This window comes from Cyanobium sp. ATX-6F1, assembly GCF_047395825.1.
In the GTDB taxonomy this organism is placed as follows: Bacteria; Cyanobacteriota; Cyanobacteriia; order PCC-6307; family Cyanobiaceae; genus ATX-6F1.
Genome location: NZ_JBCEBF010000003.1, coordinates 445233 through 468148 on the forward strand (window position 1 = coordinate 445233; position 22916 = coordinate 468148).

The 22916-nt window shown below is 66.0% G+C and carries 16 protein-coding genes and 6 pseudogenes; 14 read left to right on the forward strand and 8 right to left on the reverse strand.

All coding sequences use genetic code 11. The features are described 5' to 3' along the window. The first annotated feature begins 235 nt into the window (after positions 1-235). The 3 genes from AAF143_RS14030 to AAF143_RS14040 all read left to right on the forward strand — a co-directional run bounded on the left by AAF143_RS14030 (position 236) and on the right by AAF143_RS14040 (position 1525). The gene (locus tag AAF143_RS14030) at positions 236-658 is read left to right on the forward strand and encodes a hypothetical protein (protein ID WP_414027219.1); all 423 of its coding nucleotides are present in this window, start codon (positions 236-238) and stop codon (positions 656-658) included. Positions 659-789: 131 nt separating this feature from the next. Next, entirely contained in the window at positions 790-1023 is a 234-nt protein-coding gene (locus AAF143_RS14035; protein ID WP_255006430.1) for a hypothetical protein, read from the forward strand. A 31-nt stretch (positions 1024-1054) separates the two neighbouring features. Next, positions 1055-1525 carry a universal stress protein gene (locus AAF143_RS14040; protein ID WP_255006431.1) on the forward strand — a complete coding sequence of 157 codons (471 nt, stop codon included), beginning with the start codon at positions 1055-1057 and terminating at the stop codon, positions 1523-1525. Here the strand turns inward: AAF143_RS14040 and AAF143_RS14045 are convergent. Beyond that, a complete protein-coding gene (locus AAF143_RS14045) occupies positions 1501-1803 on the reverse strand; it encodes a hypothetical protein (protein WP_414027220.1) in 303 nt (100 codons plus the stop codon). The genes AAF143_RS14040 and AAF143_RS14045 overlap by 25 nt on opposite strands. An 11-nt stretch (positions 1804-1814) precedes the next feature. Here AAF143_RS14045 and AAF143_RS14050 point away from each other — a divergent pair, with 11 nt between their 5' ends. From AAF143_RS14050 to AAF143_RS14070, 5 genes and pseudogenes are all read left to right on the forward strand, one after another. Continuing rightward, a complete protein-coding gene (locus tag AAF143_RS14050; protein ID WP_414027221.1) occupies positions 1815-2312 on the forward strand; it encodes a PfkB family carbohydrate kinase in 498 nt (165 codons plus the stop codon). Continuing rightward, the gene (locus tag AAF143_RS14055) at positions 2276-2698 is read left to right on the forward strand and encodes a PfkB family carbohydrate kinase (RefSeq protein ID WP_414027222.1); all 423 of its coding nucleotides are present in this window, start codon (positions 2276-2278) and stop codon (positions 2696-2698) included. The genes AAF143_RS14050 and AAF143_RS14055 overlap by 37 nt, the downstream gene beginning before the upstream one ends. Before the next feature lie 137 nt (positions 2699-2835). After that, positions 2836-3993 (forward strand): annotated as a pseudogene (locus tag AAF143_RS14060) (efflux RND transporter periplasmic adaptor subunit); the annotation flags it as partial. Positions 3994-4084: 91 nt separating this feature from the next. After that, a pseudogene (locus tag AAF143_RS14065) lies at positions 4085-4365 on the forward strand (efflux RND transporter permease subunit); the annotation flags it as partial. Positions 4366-4456: 91 nt separating this feature from the next. Continuing rightward, entirely contained in the window at positions 4457-7507 is a 3051-nt protein-coding gene (locus AAF143_RS14070; protein WP_414027223.1) for an efflux RND transporter permease subunit, read from the forward strand. A 40-nt stretch (positions 7508-7547) separates the two neighbouring features. Here AAF143_RS14070 and AAF143_RS14075 read toward each other — a convergent pair whose 3' ends face one another. Genes AAF143_RS14075 through AAF143_RS14085 form a run of 3 tightly spaced genes read right to left on the reverse strand, consistent with a single transcriptional unit; the run spans position 7548 to position 8923 of the window. Then, a complete protein-coding gene (locus tag AAF143_RS14075) occupies positions 7548-8045 on the reverse strand; it encodes an SIMPL domain-containing protein (RefSeq protein WP_414027224.1) in 498 nt (165 codons plus the stop codon). Next, a complete protein-coding gene (locus tag AAF143_RS14080; protein ID WP_414027225.1) occupies positions 8006-8311 on the reverse strand; it encodes a hypothetical protein in 306 nt (101 codons plus the stop codon). The genes AAF143_RS14075 and AAF143_RS14080 overlap by 40 nt, the downstream gene beginning before the upstream one ends. Before the next feature lie 30 nt (positions 8312-8341). Then, positions 8342-8923: a rhomboid family intramembrane serine protease gene (locus tag AAF143_RS14085; protein ID WP_414027226.1), complete on the reverse strand. Its 582-nt coding sequence runs from the start codon at positions 8921-8923 to the stop codon at positions 8342-8344. 51 nt (positions 8924-8974) lie between these two features. Between AAF143_RS14085 and AAF143_RS14090 the strand changes: the two genes are divergently transcribed. The 4 genes from AAF143_RS14090 to AAF143_RS14105 all read left to right on the forward strand — a co-directional run bounded on the left by AAF143_RS14090 (position 8975) and on the right by AAF143_RS14105 (position 13354). After that, positions 8975-9517, forward strand: a complete 543-nt coding sequence (locus tag AAF143_RS14090; RefSeq protein WP_255006451.1) for a hypothetical protein — start codon at positions 8975-8977, stop codon at positions 9515-9517. A 390-nt stretch (positions 9518-9907) separates the two neighbouring features. Further along, a complete protein-coding gene (locus AAF143_RS14095; RefSeq protein WP_414027227.1) occupies positions 9908-10723 on the forward strand; it encodes an HlyD family secretion protein in 816 nt (271 codons plus the stop codon). A gap of 73 nt (positions 10724-10796) precedes the next feature. Next, positions 10797-12971, forward strand: coding sequence for a glycosyltransferase (locus AAF143_RS14100; protein ID WP_414027228.1), 2175 nt, complete (start codon positions 10797-10799; stop codon positions 12969-12971). Positions 12972-12979: 8 nt separating this feature from the next. Further along, a complete protein-coding gene (locus tag AAF143_RS14105; protein ID WP_255006456.1) occupies positions 12980-13354 on the forward strand; it encodes a hypothetical protein in 375 nt (124 codons plus the stop codon). A gap of 17 nt (positions 13355-13371) precedes the next feature. Here AAF143_RS14105 and AAF143_RS14110 read toward each other — a convergent pair. Beyond that, a pseudogene (locus tag AAF143_RS14110) lies at positions 13372-15143 on the reverse strand (putative bifunctional diguanylate cyclase/phosphodiesterase). A gap of 871 nt (positions 15144-16014) precedes the next feature. Between AAF143_RS14110 and AAF143_RS14115 the strand changes: the two are divergent. Both AAF143_RS14115 and AAF143_RS14120 read left to right on the forward strand, forming a co-directional pair. Beyond that, positions 16015-18179: pseudogene (locus AAF143_RS14115) on the forward strand (glutamine synthetase III). A 43-nt stretch (positions 18180-18222) separates the two neighbouring features. Further along, positions 18223-19736: pseudogene (locus AAF143_RS14120) on the forward strand (bifunctional orotidine-5'-phosphate decarboxylase/orotate phosphoribosyltransferase). 6 nt (positions 19737-19742) lie between these two features. Here AAF143_RS14120 and AAF143_RS14125 read toward each other — a convergent pair. The 3 genes and pseudogenes from AAF143_RS14125 to AAF143_RS14135 form a co-directional block, all read right to left on the reverse strand. Further along, positions 19743-22156: pseudogene (locus AAF143_RS14125) on the reverse strand (glycogen/starch/alpha-glucan phosphorylase). Positions 22157-22229: 73 nt separating this feature from the next. Beyond that, positions 22230-22409 (reverse strand): DUF924 domain-containing protein, encoded by a 180-nt coding sequence (locus tag AAF143_RS14130; RefSeq protein WP_255006466.1) that lies wholly within the window; start codon positions 22407-22409, stop codon positions 22230-22232. Between the two features lie 45 nt (positions 22410-22454). After that, on the reverse strand, positions 22455-22688 hold the full coding sequence (locus tag AAF143_RS14135; protein WP_255006468.1) for a hypothetical protein: 234 nt from the start codon (positions 22686-22688) through the stop codon (positions 22455-22457). Positions 22689-22916: the final 228 nt, after the last annotated feature.

Sequence of the window (22916 nt, forward strand, 5' to 3'; positions counted from 1 at the left end):
AAGACGTTCCCTAATCGATGGCCATGGTCAAGGGTCTCGCCGTTGGCCTCCTGGTCGGCACCAGCTGAGCGCTGGGCTCACGCCCCCCGCCTCAACCCACGACCTGGGCCACGACAGCCACAGAAACAGCCTGCGCTGAATCCCCCTGCGCAGATGAGGCGCAACCCAGGAGCGTGGTGGGGGGCCTGCCGATTGATCAGCCTGTCCATGATCTCCATGCCGATGCTGCCCGCCCATGGCGACGTCAAAACGAAGAGAGCTCTCCCAGCTCACTGAGCGCGACTTCAGCCTCTACCGGGCCATCTGCCGGGAACTGGAGGAACTGCAGCACACGATCAACGACCAGACGGTGGTGTTCTCCGATTTCGAGGAAATTTCCGTGGCCATGATGGATCGCCGCTTCCTCGTTGAATGGCTCAGGGAACTGAACTTTCCCACTGTCATGGCCTACGTCGACTGCGGTCTCGACGAGGCCGAGGAGGACCTGATCCTGCTCGATCCCCCGATTGAGCCATGCAAAGTTGGCTTGCCGATCAGGAACCACCGGGTCGGCGGGGTTCGCCCTAGCGAGCCGGGCACGGTTTCTGGTTCTGCTGGGCTGGCGGGGCCGGCAGGGGCAAGCCCGAATCCCTCACGATCACGGACCAATCAGGCTTGAGCCAGCCCTTCTGCAAGGCCAGGAAAGCCCCCACGATCAGCAGGATCAACAGGATCTTGCTCATGGCTCCGCTGGCCCACGGGCGCTGAATCTGGCATGCGGATAACCTGAGCCCGACCTTGACTCAGGTCATGTTCATCAGGCGCTTCTCCAAGACGGTCAGCAAGGGCTCCGCCGCCGCCCGGCTGCGGCAGGTGAACCGGGAGGACGCGTTGCAGCAGTTTGAGCTCTCCGCCCTGGTTCAGTCCTACCTGGCCCGGGAACCGCTCTACCTGGGCCGCGGCAACTTCTGGGACTGGGACGTGGACGGCATTCCCAACTGGCTGGTCCCCAGGTTTCAGGACCTGAACCTGCTGGAGGGTTGAACCTAGCCTGGGCTCCACAGCGAGAGCGCCCATGTTCCGCCACCTGCTCGTGCCCACCGACGGCTCCAACCTCTCGCAACAGACCATTGAGCGGGCCGTGAATTTTGCCCGTGAGGGCTCGTCGCGCCTCACCTTCCTCTACGTGCAACCTGAACTGTTCGGCCCCGACAACCTGGCGTTCTTCGGCGACGCCCTGGTGGTCAACCCAGGCTGGAACGAGGAGATGGCGCGCTCCAACGTGGCCTACGCCCAGCACGTGCTCCACCAGGCCCAGGAGCAGGCCACGGCGGCGGGGGTCAGCAGTGAAGGGGTCACCCTTGTGAGCAGCGTGATCTACGAAGCGATCATTGATACGGCCAAACGCCACTCCTGCGATCTGATCTTCATGGCGTCCCATGGGCGGCGGGGGTTGGCGGGCTTCCTGCTGGGCAGCGAAACCCAGCGGGTGCTCACCCACGGCACCCTTCCCGTGCTCGTCTACCGGGCTCCCGAAGCGTCGTGAGTCCAGGGTTCGGCCGGCACCCGGCCCAGCTCCAGCCGGTGGGAGCGGGCCCGCTGACGCTGCTCGAAGGCCTGCAACTCCAGCTGCCTGCCGGGGTGGTCAGGATCGTCGATCAAGCTGCGCCAATGGGCGGTGGTGCTGGCGTGGATCCGCTCCACCGCCCGCTGGGCCTCCGGCGTGGGCGCGGAGCGGCCCCGATGCTGGTCACTGGAGCGATGGGGGGAGCGATGGCGGTGTCCCACGGCGGCCTCCGGTTGAGCTACCTCCGTTCTATTCACCCCCGGGGCCATTGAAACCACTCATTAAGGAGTTGCGACTGGCGGTGCTGGGCCACGTGGAGTGGGTCAGCTTCGTGCGGGTGCCGGCCCTGCCGCGATCGGGTGATATCCAGCACGCCAGCGATCTGTTCGAGCAGGCGGCCGGCGGTGGGGCCGTGGTGGCCGCCCAGATGGCCCGTCTGGCGGGCGGCGCCCGCTTCTACACCGCCCTCGGCCGCGATCCCCTCGGCGAGCGTTGCGCCGCCGAACTCAAGGCCCTGGGCCTGACTCTGCACATCGCCTGGCGGGACGCCCCCACCCGCCGGGCGATCACCTTCATCGAACCGGGGGCGAGCGCACGATCACCGTCTTCGGCGAGCGGCTCAGCCCCTGCGCCAGTGACGATCTGCCCTGGGAGCAGCTCGAGCGTTGCGACGGTGTGTTCGCGACCGCTGGCGACGTCGAAGCGCTGCGACGGGCCCGTGGGGCGCGGGTGCTGGCGGCCACACCGCGGCTGGGGCTGCCCCTGATCCGTGCCGCCGGCATCTGCCTCGATGCCCTGGTGGGCAGCGCCAGCGATCCCGGTGAGGCCTATGCCCCCGGCGACCTGGAGCCTGCGCCAGGGGTCTACGTGGGAACGGAAGGGGCCCGGGGCGGTTTCACCCGGCCCGGGGGACGCTTCAGGGCGCCGCAGCCAAGCGCCGTGGCGCTGGAGGGCGGCGACGGGGACAGCTACGGGGCCGGCGATTCCTTCGCCGGTGGCTTGACCACGGCGTTGGCGGCCGGCTGGAGCCTGGAGGATGCCCTGGCCCTGGGCGCCCGCTGCGGCGCCGCCTGCATCGCGGGGCGCGGCGCCTACGCCGGCCAGATCGATGGGGCGGCGGCCGGGCAGCTGCACGGACGAACTCAGGCCTGAGCCAAGGACAGACCTGGTCACAGCTTGATCGCTTCCGGTGGTAGCCAGCACACGCAAGCCCCATATCCGGCTTCTACGGTGGCCCGGTGACGGATTCAGTCCCCTTGACTCGGCCCCTGCGCGAGCGCTGGCAGCGGATGCCACGACCCACCCGCTGGCTGCTGGTCGCCGGTGGGCTCGCCCTGGGCCTCGTGCTGGTTCGAGGGCTGCTGCCGAAGGAGAGCGAGCAACGCAAACGCCCCCCTGTCCTGGTGGAAACCGCCCAGGTGCGCAGCGGCCAGCTCGATGTGGTCTTCCCGCTCACCGGCGAGGTCAAGGCGGTGGCCTCCGCCGCCATTCGCCCCGAGCTGTCGGGCATGCTGAAGAAGGTGCATTTCCGCGAGGGCCAGCAGGTGAGCGCCGGCCAGTTGCTGCTCAGCCTTGATCCCGCCGAGTTTCAGGCCGCCCTGAACCAGGCCCGTGCCAACAGCCAGAAGGCCGAGGCGGGGGTGCTCCAGGCCAGGGCCGAAGCCACGCGCACGGCCACGCAGGCACGCACCGCCCGGGTGCGGGCCGAGCGCTACCGCAACCTGGGACGCCAGGGCGCCGTGAGCAGCGACCAGCAGGATCAGTTTGTGAGTGAGGCCGACAGCGCCGAGGCCACCGCTTTGAGCAGCCGCAGCGCCGTGAGCAGCGCCCTGGCCAATCTGGCGGCGACCCGGGCCGCCGAGGCCACGGCGCGGTTGCAGCTCCAGCGCACCCAGATCCGCTCGCCGATCAGCGGCCGCGCCGGCCAACTGCGCGTCACCGTGGGCAACTACGTGCGCGAACAGGACAACACACCGCTGCTGCTGGTCAACAGCTTCTCGCCCATCGACGTGGTCTTCGCCGTGCCCCAGCGGCTGCTGGGCCAGCTGCGGCCGGGCCTGCCGGTGCAGCTGGAGGCCAGCGGCCCCGGCGCGGCACCGATCCGCGGACGGCTGAGCTCGATCGACAACGCGGTCGATGCCACCACGGGCACCACGCGGATCAAGAGCCGCTTCGCCAATGACGACCAGAGGCTGGTGCCGGGTCAGTTCGTCAAGGGACGGCTGCAGCTGGAGCGGCTCGAGAACGTGCTGCTGGTGCCGCAGACGGCGGTGCAGATCGGCCAGAAGGGCAGCTACGTCTACCTGGCCAGCGGCAAGCCCAAGGCCGGCAAGGCCGAGGTCAGGCCGATCCGCACCGGGCCCGCCGCCGATGGTGATGTGGTGGTGCTCGGCGGACTGAGCCTTGGTGATCGTGTGGTCACCAAGGGGCAGTTCGCCCTCAGCCCCGGAGCGAGCCTCTCCGAGCGTCCGGCCCGCCCGGGGGGCCGCGCCAACCGAGTCGCGAGGGAGGCACCAAGCCATGAGCCTCGCGAACCAGATGATCCGGCGGCCGGTCACCGCCACGCTGATCGCCGTGGCCCTGGTGATCTTCGGCCTGATCGGCTACGGCCAGTTGCCGATCAACGATCTGCCCACGATCGATTTCCCCACCCTGCAGGTGAGCGCCTCCCTGCCGGGGGCCAGTCCGGAGACCATGGCCACCGCGGTCGCCACCCCCTGGAGCAGCAGTTCTCCACCGTGGCCGGCATCAGCACGATCACCTCCAGCAGCAGCCAGTCCAGCACCCAGATCACGCTCCAGTTCAACCTCGAGCGCAACATCGACGCCGCCGCCCAGGACGTGCAGACGGCGATCGCCCAGGCCAGCCGGCAGCTGCCCCCGATCTGCCCTCACCCCCTCCCTGCGCAAGGTGAACCCGGCCGAGCAGCCGGTGTTCTACCTGGTGCTCAGCTCGGAGGTGCTGCCGCTGGCGGAGGTGAACCGGGCCGCGGAGGTGCAACTGGCCCAACGGCTCTCGATGCTCGACGGGGTCTCCCAGGTGCAGGTGTTCGGGGCCCAGAAGTATGCCGTGCGTGTGCGCCTCGACCCCCAGGCCCTTGGCGCCAAGGGAATCGGCATCGACGAAGCCCTCAATGCCGTGCGCGGCGGGAACTCCAATCTGCCCACGGGCAACCTCTACGGACCCAAGCAGACCTACTCCGTCGAAGACAATGGCCGCCTCGATGACGCCGCCGGTTACCGCCAGCTGATCGTCGCCTACCGGGACGGTTCACCCGTGCGCCTCTCCGATGTGGCCGAGGTATTCGATTCGGTGGCCAATGAGCGCCTCGCCAGCAAGTACAACGGCACCCGGTCGATCGTGCTGGCGATCCAGCGTCAACCGGGCAGCAACACGGTGGCGATCACCGCCAAGATCCGCGCGCTGATCCCGGAGCTGAAGGCCTCGATTCCCGCCGCCATCAACCTGGATGTGCTGTTTGATCGCTCCGAGGCGATCAAGGAATCGATCACCGATGTGGAGCACACCCTGCTGCTCACCATCGCCCTGGTGATCGTGGTGGTCTACCTGTTCCTCGGCTCGCCGATGACCACCACGTTGCCTGCCCTGGCGATCGTGATTTCGCTGGTGGCCACCTTCGGGGTGATCTGGCTGTTGGGGTATTCGCTCAACAACATCTCGCTGATGGCGCTCACCTTGAGCGTGGGCTTCGTGGTCGACGACGCGATCGTGATGGTGGAGAACATCGTGCGCCGCCAGGAGCAAGGGGAGCGGCGCTGGACGGCGGCGCTGCTGGGCTCCGAGGAAATCACCACCACCGTGATCTCCACCACCGTGGCCCTGGTGGCGGTGTTCATCCCGATTCTGTTCATGGGGGGCCTGCTCGGACGCCTGTTCCGGGAGTTCGCCGTGACCCTGAGCGTGGCGGTGATGTTCTCGAGCGTCGTCGCCCTGACACTCACGCCGATGATGGCGGCCCGCTTTTTGCCCGAAACCGGCGCCAGGCCGAGCGGGCTGCTGGAGAACAACCAGCTGTTGCGCTGGTTCAACCGATCCTTCGATCGCCTCAGCAACCTTTACGCCAGCACCCTGGGCACCGCCCTGCGCCGGCCCCGGGCCGTGCATCTGTTTTCCGTGGCCCTGCTGGTGCTCACGGTGCTGTTCTTTCAGATGGTGCCGAAAGGGTTCATTCCTGATGTGGACACCGGCCAGCTCACCGTCAACACCCAGGCCTCCGAGGGCATCTCGTTTCCGGAGATGGCGGCCCTCCAGGACAAGCTGGCGAGCAAGCTGCTGGCCAACCCCAACATCGACGGGGTGAACAGCACCATCGGCTCCGGCGGCCCCAACGCCTCCTCCAACAGTGGCCGCCTGTTCCTGCGCCTCAAGCCCCGCTCGGTGCGCCCCCTGGGGGCCGCGGAGCTGAGCCGGAGCCTGCGGCGCACGGTCAACAGCATCCCCGGCCTGCGGGGCTTCGTGCGCCAGCCGGCGGCGATCAGCATCGGCGGCGGCCAGAGCCGCGCCCGCTATCAGTTCACGCTCCAGGCGATCGATCTGGCCCAGCTGCTGGAGGTGGCGCCCGGTTTCGAGCGCCAGTTGCGCGCCATGGGCGACCTCACTGATGTCAACAGTGACCTGCTGCTGAACAACCCCAAGCTCAAGGTGAACATCGACCGCGACCGGGCGGCGGCCCTGGGCCTGAACGTGGCCACCCTTCAGAGCACCTTGCGGGACGCCTACGGCGAAGGTCAGATCTCAACGATCTACAAATCTGACGGCCAGTACGCCGTGATCAGTGGCGTCAAGTTGGTGGATCAGAATTCACCGGCCGATCTGGATCTGCTCTCGATCCGCAACAGCGCCGGCAAGCTCGTTCCCCTCGGTGCGGTGGCCAGCCTGGAGCGCGGCAGCGGCATCGTCTCGATCAACCACAATGCGCAGCTGCCCTCGGTCACCTTTTCGTTCAACGTGCGCCCGGGGGTGTCGCTCGATCGGGCCACCGCAGCAATCAGCGATCTGGCGCGCGAGAGCTTGCCGGCGGGGGTGAGCACCAGCTTCCAGGGGGACGCCAAGGTGTTCGGCGAATCCTTCGCCAACCTGGGCTGGCTGGCCATTCTGGCGATCCTGGTGATCTACGTGGTGCTCGGGATCCTCTATGAGGATTTCATCCATCCACTCACGATCCTCACCAGCCTGCCCTCGGCGGCGGTGGGGGGCCTGGCCACCTTGATCCTGTTTGGCTCGGAGCTGAACATCTACAGCTACATCGGCCTGATTCTTCTGATCGGCATCGTCAAGAAAAACGGCATCATGATGATCGATTTCGCCGTCGTGGCCTCGCGCACGGGGCTGACGCCCATCGAAGCGATCTACCAGGCTTCACTGACACGCTTCCGGCCGATTATGATGACTACTGTGTCATCGGTGATCGGCGTCATGCCGATTGCCCTGGGCCTCGGTGCCGGGGCCGAGGCCCGCCGCCCCCTGGGCCTGGTGGTGCTGGGGGGCCTGGTGGTCTCCCAGATCGTGACGCTTTACATCACTCCGGTGTTCTATGTGAGCGCCGAAGGCTTCGCGGCGCGGCTGGGGCTGCGACCACAGATCGCTGTGGATGGAGCCGCAGCCGACCAGGGGCGCTCCATCAAGGAACTCCTGGGCCGAGTGGCGAGAAGGAGCCGGTCGCGCCAGCCTGAGGTCATGACCCGCTTTGCCGAGGGGGGCCACGAGGTGGTCCTGATGCAGCCCCGCCGCTTCGAGGAGGTCTCCGAAGCGGTCATGGCCGTGCGCGAGCGCAAGACGGTGCTGCTCAACCTTTCCGCCATGGAGCCCTCGGAAGCCCAGCGGGCCGCCGACTTCGTCGCCGGGGGCGTGTTCGCCATCGATGGCCACCAGGAGCAGCTCGATGATCTGATCTTCCTGTTCGCCCCCAGCGGTGTGGGAATCGAGCGCGATCCGTTCTGAGCGCTCGGCTGCATCACGCCGCCCAGACGCAGCCAACAAATCACTCCACGCGGAACGTGACGGCCATCACGGCGGTGATGTCCTTGTCGATCGTGCGGGTGTCGTAGGAGCCCGTATCGCCGGTTTCGGTGGAATTGGGGGCGGTGATCTGGAACGAGCCCGTGTCGGCGTTCACGATCGCCCCGATCCTGGCGCCGGCTTCCGCGGCGATGGCCTTGGCCCGCGCCCGGGCATCACGGGTGGCCTTGGCGAGCATGTCCACGCGCTTTTCCGCCAGCCGCCCGTAGGTGTAGGCGGGGTCGTTGATCGTCAGCGGCACCCCCTCGCCGATCAACTGGGCCGCGGCACGGGCCACCTGGGCCACCTTCTCCACCCGGGCGCTGGCCACCTGGATCGGCTGACGGCTGGTCCAGACGCTGGAGCGCAGCTCACCGGTGCGCGGGTCGCGGACGTCGTCGCGGTCGGACTTGACGGCCCCCAGCTGCACCTCGGCCTCCGTCAACCCCTGGGCGCGCAGGAAGGCGGTGGTGCTGGCCACAGCCGGCAGCAGCGCCTTGTAGGAGTCCCCTTGACTGGCACCCCCTGGCGCACCTCCAGGGTCCAATCCACCGCGTCGCTGCGGATGCGCTCGGTGCTGGCGCCGGTGACGGTGATGCTGTCGTTGGCCTGGCGGAAGCCCTTGATCAGCACCGAACTGGACACCACCAGCCCCAGGCTCAGCACCGCCATGGCGCTGACCAGGGAAGGGGTGCGCCCCAGGGCCCGCCAACCACGCTCAAGCCAGCCAGGGGCCGAATCCGCCATCGCCCATCAAGGAGGGGTAGAGATTCCAACTTAGGTCGACTCCTTGTGCACGGCGAAGGCCGCCAGCACGCCTCCGGCGAAGCCCGAAAGGTGGCCGATCCAGCTCACCCCCGGTGGGCTGAGGAAGGGCAACAGGCTGGGAAGCAAGGCCCCATAGCTGAGCAAGGCAAACACCGAGAGCAGCAACGAGCCCACCCGTTTCTCCAGCCAGCCGACCAGCAGCAGATAGCCCAGCAGCCCATAGACCACCCCCGAGAGCCCATGGCTGCCGTAGGGCCAGAACAGCCAGACGGGAATCGCCATCAGGTAGACCCCCAGCCAGACCGCCAGGTAGTCGCGGCGGCCCTGGAGCAGCACCAGCCAGGAGAGGGGAAGGAACCAAAGCGAATTACTGACCAGGTGGGCGAAGCCGGCGTGGCTGAAGGGGGCGGTGAGCACACCGAGGAACGAGCCGCCGGGCTCCATGGGCAGGTTCCACTGGCCGCCGAAGACCAGCTGATCAATCAGTTCCTGGCCCCAGGGAACCGCCAGCACCAGGATCGGCAGCCAGAAGCCGCCACGCACTCTGGTGGTCAAAGGAGTCATGGCCGTTGGTGACACCGTGTCAATCATCTCAACCCCCGGGCGGCGGCGGAGCTGGGGTGCCGCGCCCAGAATGGGGCCATGGGAGTTTCGTTGTCCGATCAGGAGCGCCGCAGCCGGCGGCTGGGCAGTGGCCTCACCGCGGCCGATCTCCTGGGCGTCTGGCGCCTGGAGCAGGTGTGGCCCAGGCGCAGCGCTGAGCCATCGCCACTCAATGGCGCCCTGCTGAGGGGCCTGGGGGCCCAGCTGGAGATCCGCGCGGCGGACCCGCTGGGGGCACCTGAGGGTGCCGCACTGCGGGTGTTCAATTCGGTGCGGCTGGGGGCCCTGCAACTTCGGTTCGAAGGACCCGCCCGATTGCAGGGCCGGCGCCCCCTGCTCGTGTTCCGCTTCGAGCATCTGGAGCTGCTGGTGGGCTCCTGGCGCGCCCTGGAGCGGACCCTTGCCGCCAGCGAACCGTTCGACACAGCCGCGGTGGGCAAGCTTCCCTTCTTTGCCCTGATCGGCCTGGAGGCCAACGGCACGATCCTCAGCGCCCGGGGGCGCGGCGGTGGGTTGGCCCAGTGGCGACGCTCGCTAATCTTGATTCAAGGCAGTGTTCAGGATGACCCCCCAGATCCCTGAGCGGCCCCAGGACGCCAAAGCAGACATCAACGGAGTCAGCGACGACGACAGGAGCGGCTCCAGACAGGCGGAAGAACCGATCCGGCGCAGTCGAGCCGCCAACGTATTCATCCTCATCCTGGCTGGCGGCCTGGCTGTGACGGCTGTGGCGGTTCTCGCCAACTTCCTCACGGCCCGTTCTCGGGATGCGGTGGTGGAGGCCACTCCGATCGACATCAAGACGCCCATCAGCGGCATCCTGGTGGAGCTCAGGGCCAAGGCCGGCAGTGCCGTCAGTGCTGGCCAGTCCCTGGGCCGGGTGGAGGACCCCGCGCCAGCGGCCTGGAGCTGCGCAACCTCAAGACTTCCCTGCTCACGGCTGGAAGTGACCTGGAGGAGCTCGACGAGGAGGTGGCCAAGCAACGTCTGCTGGTGGAGACCATCCGGAACGACGCTGACCAGCAACAGGCACTGGAGATCGAGCGCAGCAGCCGGGAGCTGCAACGCCTGGAAGCGGAGGTGCGCCGTTCCAGGGAGGAGGTGGCCTTCATCGATCGGGATCTCAAGCGTCAGCAGACCCTGTTTCGCGCCGGAGCAGTGGCGGAAACGGTGGTGGACCGGGCCAGCACCGACCTCGCCCGTGAGCGGGAGCAACTGGCGGCTCTCGAGGAACGCCTGGCCGGTCAGAAAAGCGTGGTGGCGGCCGCCCGCAAGAACCTCACCTTGACCACCACCCGCAGCAACTTCGATCCCGCCGTGCGGCTGCAGGAAGCCAAGCTCAAGCTGCAGCGACTCGAAGGCCGGCGCCGCACCCAGGCCAAGCGGGTGGAGGGGTTGACCAAGCAGCTGGAGACCGCCGGGGTCGCCCGCGGGCTGCAATCGGAAAGCACCCTGGTGAGCCCACGCCAGGCCGTGGTCTGGAGGCTGCTGGCCAACCAGGGGGACACGCTGCGGGCCGAGGCGCCCGTGCTGCAGCTGATCGATTGCAAGGACCGCTTTATCACCACCTTCGTCAAGGAAAGTGATCTCAACCGCGTGCGCATCGGCGGCCCGGCCCGCATTGACCTGGTGGGGGACTCCCTCGACCTGCGCGGTGAGGTGGCCACGATCCGCTCCGGCCTGGGCCGGGTGTCCCTGAAAGATGACACCAACCCGATCCCGATCAACCTGGCCCGCGAAAGCCAGGTCCGCGTGCGGATCCTCAACGACATCCCCGCTCCCCCCTGAAGTTCTGCTACGTGGGTTTCACGGCGCGGGTGAGCTTCGAGCGATGAGCCCCCAGCGGCCCGGCCCGCTCAGCTTGCGTACTCCCACCATCTCCCTTTGGGTCTGGTGGCTGCTGCTGGCCTCGATCCTGCTGCTGATCGGCGCCCTGCTGCTCGTGAACCTGCAGCCTGGCTGGCTGGGATCCCTGCAGCTCAACCCGCTCAGCAACCGCACCCTGCCCGAGCAGTGGCAGGTCAAGGACCTCTGGCTCGACGCCGTGCTGCCCGTGGTTCTCGCCCTGGGGATGGCCCTGGGGGTGAACCTGCTGCCGCGGCGGCGCTGGAGCCATGCGCTGGTGCTCACCGTGCTGTCGCTGATGGGCCTGCGCTACTTCATCTGGCGCAGCACCACGATCAACACGGCCCATCCCATCAGCCTGGCCTTCAGCCTGACGCTGTTTCTCTGCGAAGCCGTCTACCTGATCACCAGCGCTGTGCAGTTCATTCCCTCGATCGTCTACGAACCGCTGCAACGGCGGCGGGAGGCGAACCGGCTGGCTGGCTGGACCAAGGAGCATCAGCCCAAGGTGGACATCTGGATTCCCACCTACAACGAATCAGAGCGACTGGTCCAGCGGTGCGTGCTCGCCAGCAAGAACATTCGCTACGCCAACAAGACGATCACGATCCTCGATGATGGTCACCGCCCCGCCCTTGCCGCCCTTGCCGAGCGCCTTGGGGTGGATTACCTCAGTCGCCCAGACAACAGCCACCGCAAGGCCGGCAACCTGAATTACGCCCTGGCCCACACCTCCGCCGAGCTGATCGCCGTCTTCGACTGCGACTTTGTTCCCTTTCGGAACTTCTTTGAGCGCACCGTCGGTTTCTTCCAGGATTCCGGCGTCGCCTTGGTGCAGACACCCCAGCACTACTTCAACTCCGATTTCCACAACCGCAACCTCGGGCTGGAATCGGTGATGCCCGATGACATGGATTATTTCTTTCATTACCTGCAGGTCATTCGAGACAACTTCAACGCCGTGATCTGTTGCGGCACCTCCTACGTAGCGCGCCGCACCGCGATCGAATCGCTGGGAGGATACGTGACAAGTTGCATCATTGAAGATCACCAGACCGGCACCAAGCTGCTCACCCGGGGCTGGCGGATGGTGTATCTCGATGAAATCCTCAGCCTCGGGGAAGTTCCCCGCAGCTTCCGGGACTATCTCGACCAGCGCCTGCGCTGGATGCAGGGTAACTTCCAGATCTACTACTCGGGCAAGGAATTGCCGATCTGGAGCAAGCTGAACCTCGGCCAGAAGAGTTTCTATTTCAATCTGCTGATCAGTCTTTTCACACCATTCTTTCGACTGGTTTATCTGCTATTTCCCCTCGTCAGCCTGGTGTTGGGGTTCACGCTGATCGCCGCCCCGCCGATCGAATACCTGGCCTATGGGCTGCCTTTCGTGATCCTGATGTACACGCTCACCACCTGGCTGACCAATCACCATCACTTCCAGTTCTGGAACGAGGTCTACGAGTCGCTGTTCTGCTTTCCGGCCGTGGGGCGCATCCTCCAAATCCTGGTCAGCCCCTTCCGGATCCTGGGCAGCTTGGTCACCAACAAGGATGTGAGCAGCGGCGGCGGCCAGCTGGATCTGGGCCTGGCCTGGCCATTCATCGCTCACCTCACGGTGCTGGTGGTGAGCCTGGTGCTGTTCTACGGGCTGCCCTTGGTGGGCCCCAGCTGGAGCCGGCAGTCTTTCGAGGGGGAAGGGCTGATGCTCGCCTGGAACCTCTACAACGCCTGGGTGGTGCTCACCTGTTTACTGGCCTGCGTCGATCGGCCCGTGGAACGCCAGAGCGATCGTTTTCCGCTCCAACGCATCGCCAGCCTGCGGATCGGTGGCCATGAGCTCTGGGGCACCACCACTGACGTCTCCGAATCAGGGGCCTCCTTGGTGCTGAACCAGGAGGCGTTCCGCGTCCAGCAGGGCCTCAGCGGCCAGCTGACATTGGTGGAAGAGCACATCGAACTGCCGGTACGGACCCTTCCTGATGAGCATGGAGATGGCGCCCATCGTCTGCGACTGGCGTTCGCCCCCCTTAGCGAGCCAGAGCTGAGCGCCCTGATTGCCCTGCTTTACGACGGCACCGCCTGGTACCAGAAGCCACGGCGCATGGGCACGGTGGATGCCCTGCTTACGCTCCTGGCGAGCACCTGGAAGATCGTGCCGCGTCCGCCGCAGGGCAAGATGGATTTTCACTGAGGAGCCCCATGGCGCGGCTGATTCTGGTTCTCAAATCCCCCGAACCGGCGTTGGCCCGGGAGCTGATCCCCCAGCTGATGCCGGTGCTCGAGGAGATCGAGGCCAGCATCGATCAACAGGCTCCAGCCCACCTCAGCGCCCTGTTCCGATCCGCCCCCGAGGGGATGACCTTGCAACTCTTCGCCGATGTCCAGCCCCAGGCCAGCGGCCCTGAACTGGATGTGGTGATCATGAGTCGGGAGCCCATGGGCAAAGGCGCCCCCGTCACCCAGCGGGCCTTCGAACGCCTGATCGCCCTGGTGAGCCAGAAAGCACCGGGTCTGCAGATCACCTTCCGCTCGGACCGGGACGGTCCCCTGCCCCGCCTGCCGTCCGCGGCCTGAGCAAAGCCAGGTAGGGATCAGCCCCAGCTTGCGGGCCCCAGGCGGGAGGGCCTGGCGAACAGAAAGCCCTGCCCTCGGTCGCAGCCGAGCTTCTTCAGCAAGCTCTTCTGCAGCTCTGTTTCGATCCCTTCGGCCACCACGGTGAACTCAAGTTCCTGGGCCACCTGGATGAAAGCGCGGATGATCGCGGTCTTGCGTGGATCGAGACCCAGTTCGGCGGTGAAGGTCTGGTCGATCTTGATCGCATCCACAGGAAATTGTGTCAACCAGGAAAGGCTGGAGTAACCGGTGCCGAAGTCGTCGAGGTGAACCTTGACCCCGGCCTCCCGCAGCAAGCCCAGCTCGTCGAAGGTCACCTTGGGATGGTTGATCAGCACGGTTTCGGTGACCTCGAGCGCCACCCAACTGGGATCCACACCGCTCAGCTCCGCCTGTTTGAGTAGATAGCTCCCCAGGCCCGGCACCCGCAGCTGGGAGGGACTGACGTTGATGGACATCGAATAGTGGTGCCCACTGTCTCGCCAGGCCCTCAGCTCGGCGAAGGCGTGACGGATCACCCATTCCCCCAGGGGCACCACCAGACCGGTGACCTCCGCCTGGGGGATGAAGTCGTTGGGGGGATCAGGCGACCATCGCCTCCCTGCAGGCGCACCAGGGCCTCGGCGCCGTGGATCGAGCCATCGGCGAGGTCGACGATCGGCTGGTATTCCAGCACCAGCCCGTCACCTTCGATCGCCTCGTGCAATTGACGACGCACCGAGATCGACAACTTCAGCTGCTCGTCGACGGAGCGGTCGTAGATCGCCACTCCGGCTCCCTTTGCCTCCTTGGCCTGATACATGGCCAGATCGGCACGCCGCAGCATTTCATCCACCGACTCGGAGGTCTCCGTCGTCATGGCGATGCCGATGCTCATCGACGGCCGGTAGGACTGGCCTTCAATCAACCAGGGGGCCCCTAGCCGTTCCTTGAGCCGCAGGGCCAATTGCACGGCGTCGGCCACCTCCACCAGGTTCTCGGCAACGGCGACGAACTCATCGCCACCGAGCCGGGCCAGGGTGTCCTCGGGGCGCAGGGCCTCCCGAAGTCGGGAGGCGATTTCCACCAGCAACTGGTCACCCACATGGTGGCCGTGCATGTCGTTGATCTCCTTGAAGCGGTTCAAATCGCAGAACAGCACGGCCATCTGGCCCTCGCGCCGGTTCAGGCGCTGCAGGGCCTCTTTGAGCCGGGAGTGGAGGGCTAAACGGTTGGGCAGACCGGTCACCGGATCACGCAGAGCCTGCTCGGCCAGGGCCTCCTGGTTGGAGCGCCGTTCTGAGATGTTGCGCTGCACCGAAACCCACTGGGTCACGGCGCCGGTCTCATCGATCAAGGGCACCAGGTCGATTTCCACCCAGTAGGTGCTGCCGTCCTTGGTGATGTTCGGGAGCTCCATGCTCACCCGCTCGCCCCTCTGCAAGGCGCCGCGCAGGCGGCTGCGATTGGCCGGATCACTTTCAGCGCCCAGCAACAGGCGGGGACTTCGGCCGAGCACCTCGTTGAGTTCGTACCCTGTCTGGGCCAGGAAAGCGGAATTCACATAGAGAATCACCGGCCCTGGGAAATCCAGGTATTCCGCCGTGGTCACCACCACTGAATCGGTGACCGCCTCCAGCACGCTCTCCACCAGCGACTGGCGCGGCCCGGGCGTCTCGGGTTCATGGAGTCCAGCCAGCACGCCCACACCAACGCCGTTGTCGGTGCGAAATGTGCGCACGGTGATCGGGGCACCGGCCCAGCTCAGCATGGCGTCGACGGGTCCTCGGTTCTCCCAGTCGCTCCGTCGCCCGATCAGCTCGGCCAGCTCAGGCCAGAACGAGACCAACGGCTGGCCCGTGGCCTCATCGGCGCTGACCCCAAGGCGCTGCCGGGCAATCGAATTGACGTGCAGCACGACTCCCTGGCTGTCCACCAGAAGCAGCCCGTCCCTGGGCAACAGAAGAAAGGACTCGGGACGGAGGCAGATGGGGTTGGTGGTCAGAGTCACTCCCTCCGGGCTGTGGATCACCAGGTGTGGACCGAAGATACGAAGGTTGGCGGGGAAAAGCGATGGCCCTCAGTCAGGCCTCACTCGATTCCTGGTCGACTGTGTAAGATGAATCAACCGGTGGAAGCTCCACAAACTCACCGGCTGTTCCACCCGAAAACCAACGGTGGATCTTTCCTCTGAACCTTCCCTTCCCTAGGGCGTTCAGTTCCAGCGCGTACGCGATCCATCCCCAGGCTTCAGGGGATGCCGTCCTTGAGATCGGTCATAAGGCTCCACCCGAGCATTCGAACCCTGACCAAGCAGTGGAGCCCCCAGGAACGGGGTCCTGCGTTCCATCCCATCCCTTTTGACCCTCCCTCGGAGGCTTGTTTCACCATGTCCCATGCATCCCCGCCACGGCTCCTTCGGGCTGTCGGCGCCCCCAACCCACGCCCCCCGGCCACCTGGACGAGCGACCTGCTGCCCCTGGCACCGACTGAGCGGACCCGGAGGTCGGCTAGCGCGAACCCGGAGCTCCCCCTGAGCTGGATCGAGCTGTTGGGCCAGCGCTGAAGCCAACTTTTGTATCAACGGCGTCTCCGAGAGCCCACACCTGCTCATTGGCTGGGTGCAGACAAATTCGCAACCAATGCCCAGCCCCCAACGCCTCGCCGCCATCCAACGAACCCAGGAGCGCCCGGCAGCGATCACCGCTCCCACAGCGCCCCTCCAGGAGCTTTGGGCCAGCGATGTGTTCAGCCTGTCGCAGATGAAGTCGTCCTTGCCCAAGGACATCTTCAAGTCGGTGCAGAACACCATCAAGTCGGGCGGCAAGCTTGATGTCTCCGTGGCCAACGTGGTGGCCCAGGCGATGAAGGACTGGGCCGTGGGCCGCGGCGCGCTCTACTACGCCCACGTTTTTTATCCGCTCACCAACTCCACGGCCGAGAAGCACGACGGCTTCATCTCCACCCAGAGCGATGGCTCCGTCATCTGTGAGTTCACCGGCAAGGTGCTGGTGCAGGGCGAACCGGACGGCTCCTCCTTCCCCAACGGCGGCATCCGCTCCACCTTCGAAGCCCGCGGCTACACCGCCTGGGACATCACCAGCCCCGCCTTCTTGATGGAGACGCCCAACGGCGTCACCCTCTGCATCCCCACGGTGTTCGTCTCGTGGACCGGCGAGGCACTCGACAAGAAGACGCCGCTGCTGCGCTCCAACGCGGCGATGAACAAGCAGGCCCAGCGCCTGCTGAAGCTGCTCGGCAACACCGAAGTGGCGCCGGTGAACTCCAGCTGCGGCGCCGAGCAGGAGTACTTCCTGGTCGACAGTGCGTTCGTGAGCCTGCGCCCCGACCTGCTGCTGACCGGCCGCACCCTGTTCGGCACCCCGTCGGCGAAAGGCCAGCAGTTCGACGACCACTACTTCGGCGCCATCCCCCAGCGGGTGCAGGTGTTCATGCAGGACGTGGAACAGCAGATGTACAAGCTGGGCATTCCCGCCAAGACCCGTCACAACGAGGTGGCCCCCGGTCAGTTTGAGCTTGCCCCTTCTTTGAGGCGGCCAACGTGGCCACCGACCACCAGCAGTTGACGATGACGCTGCTGAAGAACACGGCGCGCAAGCACGGGATGAACTGCCTGCTGCATGAGAAGCCCTTTGAAGGAATCAATGGCTCCGGTAAGCACGTCAACTGGTCCGTGGGGAACGCCACCCAGGGAAATCTGCTCGATCCCGGCAGCAGCCCTGAGGAGAACATGCAGTTCCTGCTGTTCTGCGGGGCGGTGATCCGCGGGGTTCATCTCTATGGCCCGCTGTTGCGTGCGGTGGTGGCCACCGCCGGCAACGATCACCGCCTCGGTGCCAACGAAGCCCCTCCGGCGATCATCTCGGTGTACCTCGGCAGCCAGCTCGAGGAGGTGTACACGATGATCAAGAACGGCAACCTCGGCAGCACCGACCACGGCGGCATGATGCAGCTCGGCGTCGACACCCTGCCCGAATTCCCCAAGGATCCGGGCGATCGCAACCGCACCTCCCCGTTTGCCTTCACCGGCAACCGCTTTGAATTCCGCGCCGTTGGCTCCAACCAATCGGTGGCCGGTCCGCTGGTGGCAATGAACACGATGATGGCCGATTCACTGGAATACGTTTCCAATGAACTGGAGGCCAAAATGAACGCCGGCGCCTCCCTGCAGGATGCGGCCACGGCTGTGCTCAAGGTGATCATGGAGGAGCACGGCAATGTCGTGTTCGGCGGCGACGGTTACTCCAGCGAGTGGCACCAGATGGCCGTCAACGAGCGCGGTCTGGAGAATCTGCCCACCACGGCCGATGCCGTATTGGTGTTGGAGCGCGACAACATCAAGGATTTGTTCGCCCGCACCGGAGTCCTCACTCCTGTGGAGCTGCACAGCCGCTTCGAGGTCTACGCCGAGCAGTACGTGCTCGCCGTGGAGGTGGAGGCGAAACTCGCCCTTCAGATCGCCCGCACACAGGTGTACCCAGCGGTGATGGAGTACCTGGGCCAGTTGGCCAATTCGCTGCGCTACCAGGAGAATCTGGGCCTTCCCCCGATCGCGCCATGGCCGGCCGCATTGCCAGCCTCAACCAGGATCTGCTCGCCAACTGCACGGCCCTGGAAGCCGCGATTCCCAGCCCCCCATGGCGAAACCGCCCACATGCGCCATTGCGCCGACACCCTGCTGCCACTGATGCACAAGATCCGCGAGGCCGTCGATGGCCTCGAAGCCCTGGTGGACGATGCCGTTTGGCCCCTGCCCAGCTACCAGGAGATGCTGTTCATCCGCTGAGTGCGCCAGGCTCTGCCAACACCCTCGCAGGACCTGAGCGTCGATGAGCTGTTTCGTCACCCTCACCGACGCCATCGCCAGCCGACAGTCGCTGCTGATCACGGGGCTGGATCCCAACCCCGAGATGCTTCAGAGCTGGGCCCGCTCCCATCCCGGGGGCGGGTCCTTTCTGTCCCAGGCGCGCCGCTGGATCAAGGCGGTGATCGAGGCCACCTCCGACCACGTCTGCGCCTACAAGCCCAGCCTCGGCTTCTACCAGTCGCTGGGGCCGATCGGTCTGGAGCTGCTCCATGAGGTGCGCTCCCTGGTGCCCGGCGACCTGCCCCTGATCCTCGATGCCAAGCACGGCGATCTGAATTCCTCCTCCGCCCTGGCCCAGTACCTCTTCCGCGACCTGGGAGTGGACGCGGTCACTCTCTCCCCCTGGCCGGCCAGGACATCGCCGCCCCCTTTCTGCTCTACGGGGACAAGGCGGTGGTGCTCACCTGTCACAGCTCCAATCCCGGCGCCCGGGTGGTGCAGCACCACCCGGATGAAAGCAACCCGCTCTACCTGGCGATCGTGCGCGAATGTCAGCGCTGGGCCACGCCCGAGCAACTGCTGCTGGAGGTGGGCACCAGCGATCCGGAGGTCCTCGAGCGGGTGCGCAGGGAGGCGCCTGAGCGCTTCTTGATCCTGCGCAGCCTCTGGGGCAAGGAGGAGCGGCTCGAAGCCATGCTCGAGGCTGGTCTGAGCGCCTCAGCCGACGGACTGCTGTTGCCGGTGCCCCAGAACCTGCTGGTGGAAGACGACATCGCGGCGCTGACCAAGGGTCTCAAGCTCCAGATCGAAGCCATGCGGCAACAGGTGGCGGACTCGAGGGTGGAGAACGGCGACAGCTGCGCCCTCTGGCTGCCACCGCCATCCACCCCGGAAGCGCCAACCAAGGGCCAAAAAGGAGTCACAGATGGAGCTTCGCCCAATGCCGCTGAAGACGATTCCCTCCACGGGCTGATCCTGGATCTGTTCGATCTGGGCTGCCTGCTGTTCGGCCGCTACGTCCAGGCCTCAGGAGCGGTGTTCCCCTACTACATCGACCTGCGGCGGATCATCTCCGACCCCAACCTCTTCCACCGGGTGCTGCATGCCTACGCCGAGCGCCTGGAGGGGCTCCGCTTCGATCGCATTGCCGGCATTCCCTATGGCGCCCTGCCCACGGCCACGGGCCTCTCCCTGCTGCTGCACCGGCCCCTGATCTACCCGCGCAAGGAGGTGAAGGCCCATGGAGCCCGGCGGCTGATCGAGGGGGATTTCAGCGAGGGGGAGACCGCGGTGGTGGTCGACGACATCTTGATCAGTGGCGGCAGCGTGCTCGAAGGCATCGTCAAGCTGGAGAGCTCAGGTCTGAAGGTGAGCGATGTGGTGGTGTTCATCGACCACGGCAGTGGTGCCCGCCGCCGTCTGGCCGAAGCCGGCTACCGCAGCCATGCGGTGCTGACCATCGGCCAGATCACCGAGGTTCTCCAGAAGGCCGGCCGGCTGGATGCCCAGCAAGCGGCCCTGCTGCCCTCAGCCTGACGACGCTCAGGCCCCGGGGACCACGGCGCAGGCATTGATCGGCACCGGCTCCACGTTCCAGATCCGGCTGGCGTACTCGGCGATCGAGCGGTCGCTGCTGAAGAACCCGCAACGGGCGCAGTTGAGCAACGAACTGCGACTCCAGCCCAGGGGATCGCCCCAGGCCTGGTCCACCGCATTCTGAGCACGGCGGTAATCGGCCGTGTCGGCCATCACCTTGAAGGGATCGCTGCTGCACAGGTTCGCCAGCAGTGGATGGAACAACTCCCGGTCGCCCTCGCTGAAGTGGCCGGAGCCAATCAGATCGATCGCCTCTTTCAGCAGCGGGTCGTTCTCCAGCCAGGGCATCGGGTGGTAACCGATGCGGTCGAGCTCAGTGACCTGCTCGGCGGTGTGGCCGAACAGGAAGAAGTGCTCTGGCCCCACCCGCTCGCGGATCTCCACATTGGCGCCATCGAGCGTGCCGATCGTGAGCGCGCCATTGAGGGACATCTTCATGTTGCCGGTGCCGGAGGCCTCCTTGCCGGCGGTGGAGATCTGCTCGGAGAGATCCACAGCGGGGTAGACCTTCTGGCCGAGGCTGACGCTGAAGTTGGGCAGGAAGACCACCCGCAGGCGCCCGTCCATGGCCGGATCGACGTTGACGATCTGGGCGATGCCACCGATCAGACGAATAATCAGTTTGGCCATCGCGTAACCAGGTGCCGCCTTGCCACCGAAGATGAAGGTGCGTGGGGGCAGCGCTTCGCCGTTGCGCAGCCGCAGGTAACGCTCCACGATCTGCAGGGCCGCCAGGTGCTGGCGCTTGTATTCGTGGATTCGTTTGACCTGCACGTCGAACAGGGAGGCCGGGTCGACCAGCACACCAAGCTCCTGATGGATGGTGGCGGCAAGCCGCTGCTTGGCCTGCTCACGCACGCCCCGCCAGCGATCGAGGAAGCCGCTGTCGCCCACGAACGGCTCGAGCTTATGGAGTTCCTCCAGGTCGCGGCGCCAGGCGCTGCCGATCGACTCATCCAGCAGGGTCGCCAGGGCGGGGTTGGCCACGGCCATCCAGCGCCGGGGTGTGACCCCGTTGGTGACGTTGATGAAGCGCTCGGGCCACAGATCGGCGAACTCGGGGAACAGCTCGCTGCGCACCAGCGCGCTGTGAAGCTCCGCCACCCCGTTGACTTTCTGGCTGCCCACCACGGCCAGGTTGGCCATGCGCACCCGCCGATCGGGGCCATCGGAGATCAGGGAAAGGCGGGAGAGCCGCTCGGAATCGCCGGGATAGCGGAGGCGCACCAGGCGCAGGAAGCGGGCATTGATTTCATAGATGATCTCCAGCTGGCGCGGCAACAGCCAGGCGAACAGCTCGACCCCCAGGTCTCGAGCGCCTCGGGCAACAGGGTGTGGTTCGTGTAATTGATGCTGGCGGTGGTGATCGACCAGGCGGTGTCCCAGTCGATGCCGTGTTCGTCGATCAGCAGCCGCATCAGCTCAGCCACGGCGATCGCCGGATGGGTGTCGTTGAGCTGAACGGCGAACTTGCGGTGGAAATCGGTGACCGCCAGACCCTGGCCCTTGAGGATGCGGAACATGTCCTGCAGGGAGCAGGAGACAAAAAAGATCTGCTGACTGAGCCGCAGCCGCTTGCCCTGCTCCAGCTCATCGTTGGGATAGAGAACCTTGGAAAGGGTTTCCGATTCGATCTTCTGGAGCACGGCGCGGGTGTAGTCGCCGGCGTTGAAGGAAGCGAAATCGAAGGATTCGGGGGCCTGGGCCGACCACAGCCGCAGGGTGTTGGCGGTGTGGACGCCGTAACCCAGGATCGGGGTGTCGTAGGCCACCCCCTGAACCACCTGACCGCCGATGGTCACCGGGAAGCTCCACTCCGGACGGATCACCTCCCAGGGGTTGCCACCATGCAGCCAGGGATCGGTGCTCTCGTGCTGGGCCCCGTTGATGATCTGCTGGCGGAAGATGCCGAATTCGTAGCGGATGCCGTAGCCGATGGCCGGCAGCTCCAGGCTGGCCATCGATTCTTGATAACAGGCCGCCAGCCGCCCCAGACCACCGTTCCCCAGACCTGGCTCGGGCTCCTCCGCCAGCAGGGAGGCGTAGTCGAGGCCCAGCTCCAAGCAGGCTTCCTGGGCGGCCTCGCGCAGGCCCAGGTTCACCAGGTTGTTCTCCAGGTGAGGGCCGAGCAGGTATTCGGCCGAGAGGTAGGCCACCGTGCGCACGCCCTGGCGCGTGTAGGCCTCGGCGGTGTCCACCCAGCTCTGCAGCAGCTGGTCGCGCACCGCCAGGGACAGGGCGCGGTAGTGGTCGTGGTGGGTGGCCAGCGACGGTGACTTGGCTTGGCTGTAGAAGAGATGACGACGCATCGCCCGGGCCAGGTCATGCCCCTCGGAAGAAACGGTGCGGGTGGCGGTCATGGAGAGATATGAATCCTTGTGCCTGTCCTGACGCGGCAAGGGGGCTGGCGCTGTATCGAACATCACCAATTCGCTATCGCTTCAGAAGCGGGAACCAGGCTCCAGCAGGAAGGCCGCTTCCTCCGGCGTGGAGACCCGCCCCAGCGAAGGCGGTGCTGTCTTCATCCACGTACACGGCGAACAGCGCACAGGCCTGCTCCTGCACCATCAATGGCTCGCTGTGCATCAGCGGCATCAACCAGAAGCGCCACACGTCCGCTGCTCGGAGTCGCCAGGAGCCTCGATCCTCAACAGGGCCTCAAGCCAGGTTCGGGTCAGGCACCAGAGTGAGCCGTTCCACCGCCCGCAGGGGCCAACCGCGTAGCTCGACGAAGGCCTGCAGACGCCTGGCCGCCACCTCGGCATTCACCACCCGCAGGGTCTTGGCGGGATCGGCGGTGAACACCCCCTGGTCGGTGAGCCAGCGCTTGCGCCGCCCCAGCCCCGGCCGGGTGGGCTTGAGGGCAACACACCACTGGAGGGCCTTCACCATCGAGCTCTTCCATGCTGTCAACTGGATCACATCTAGATGAATCCCCGGGCAATCCGTGATGGATCGGGCCCGCCCGGTGCCAGCGTTTACATTCTCGCTCCAGGAGCCAGGGCCGGAGCCGCTGCTGGCGCTGCCGTGCCGCTGGGCATGTTGCGATTCTTGGCTCTGGCGTCAGAGCCTCCGGAGCCACCCTTAGAAAAGAATCACCGACGTCCGCTCCACCCCGTC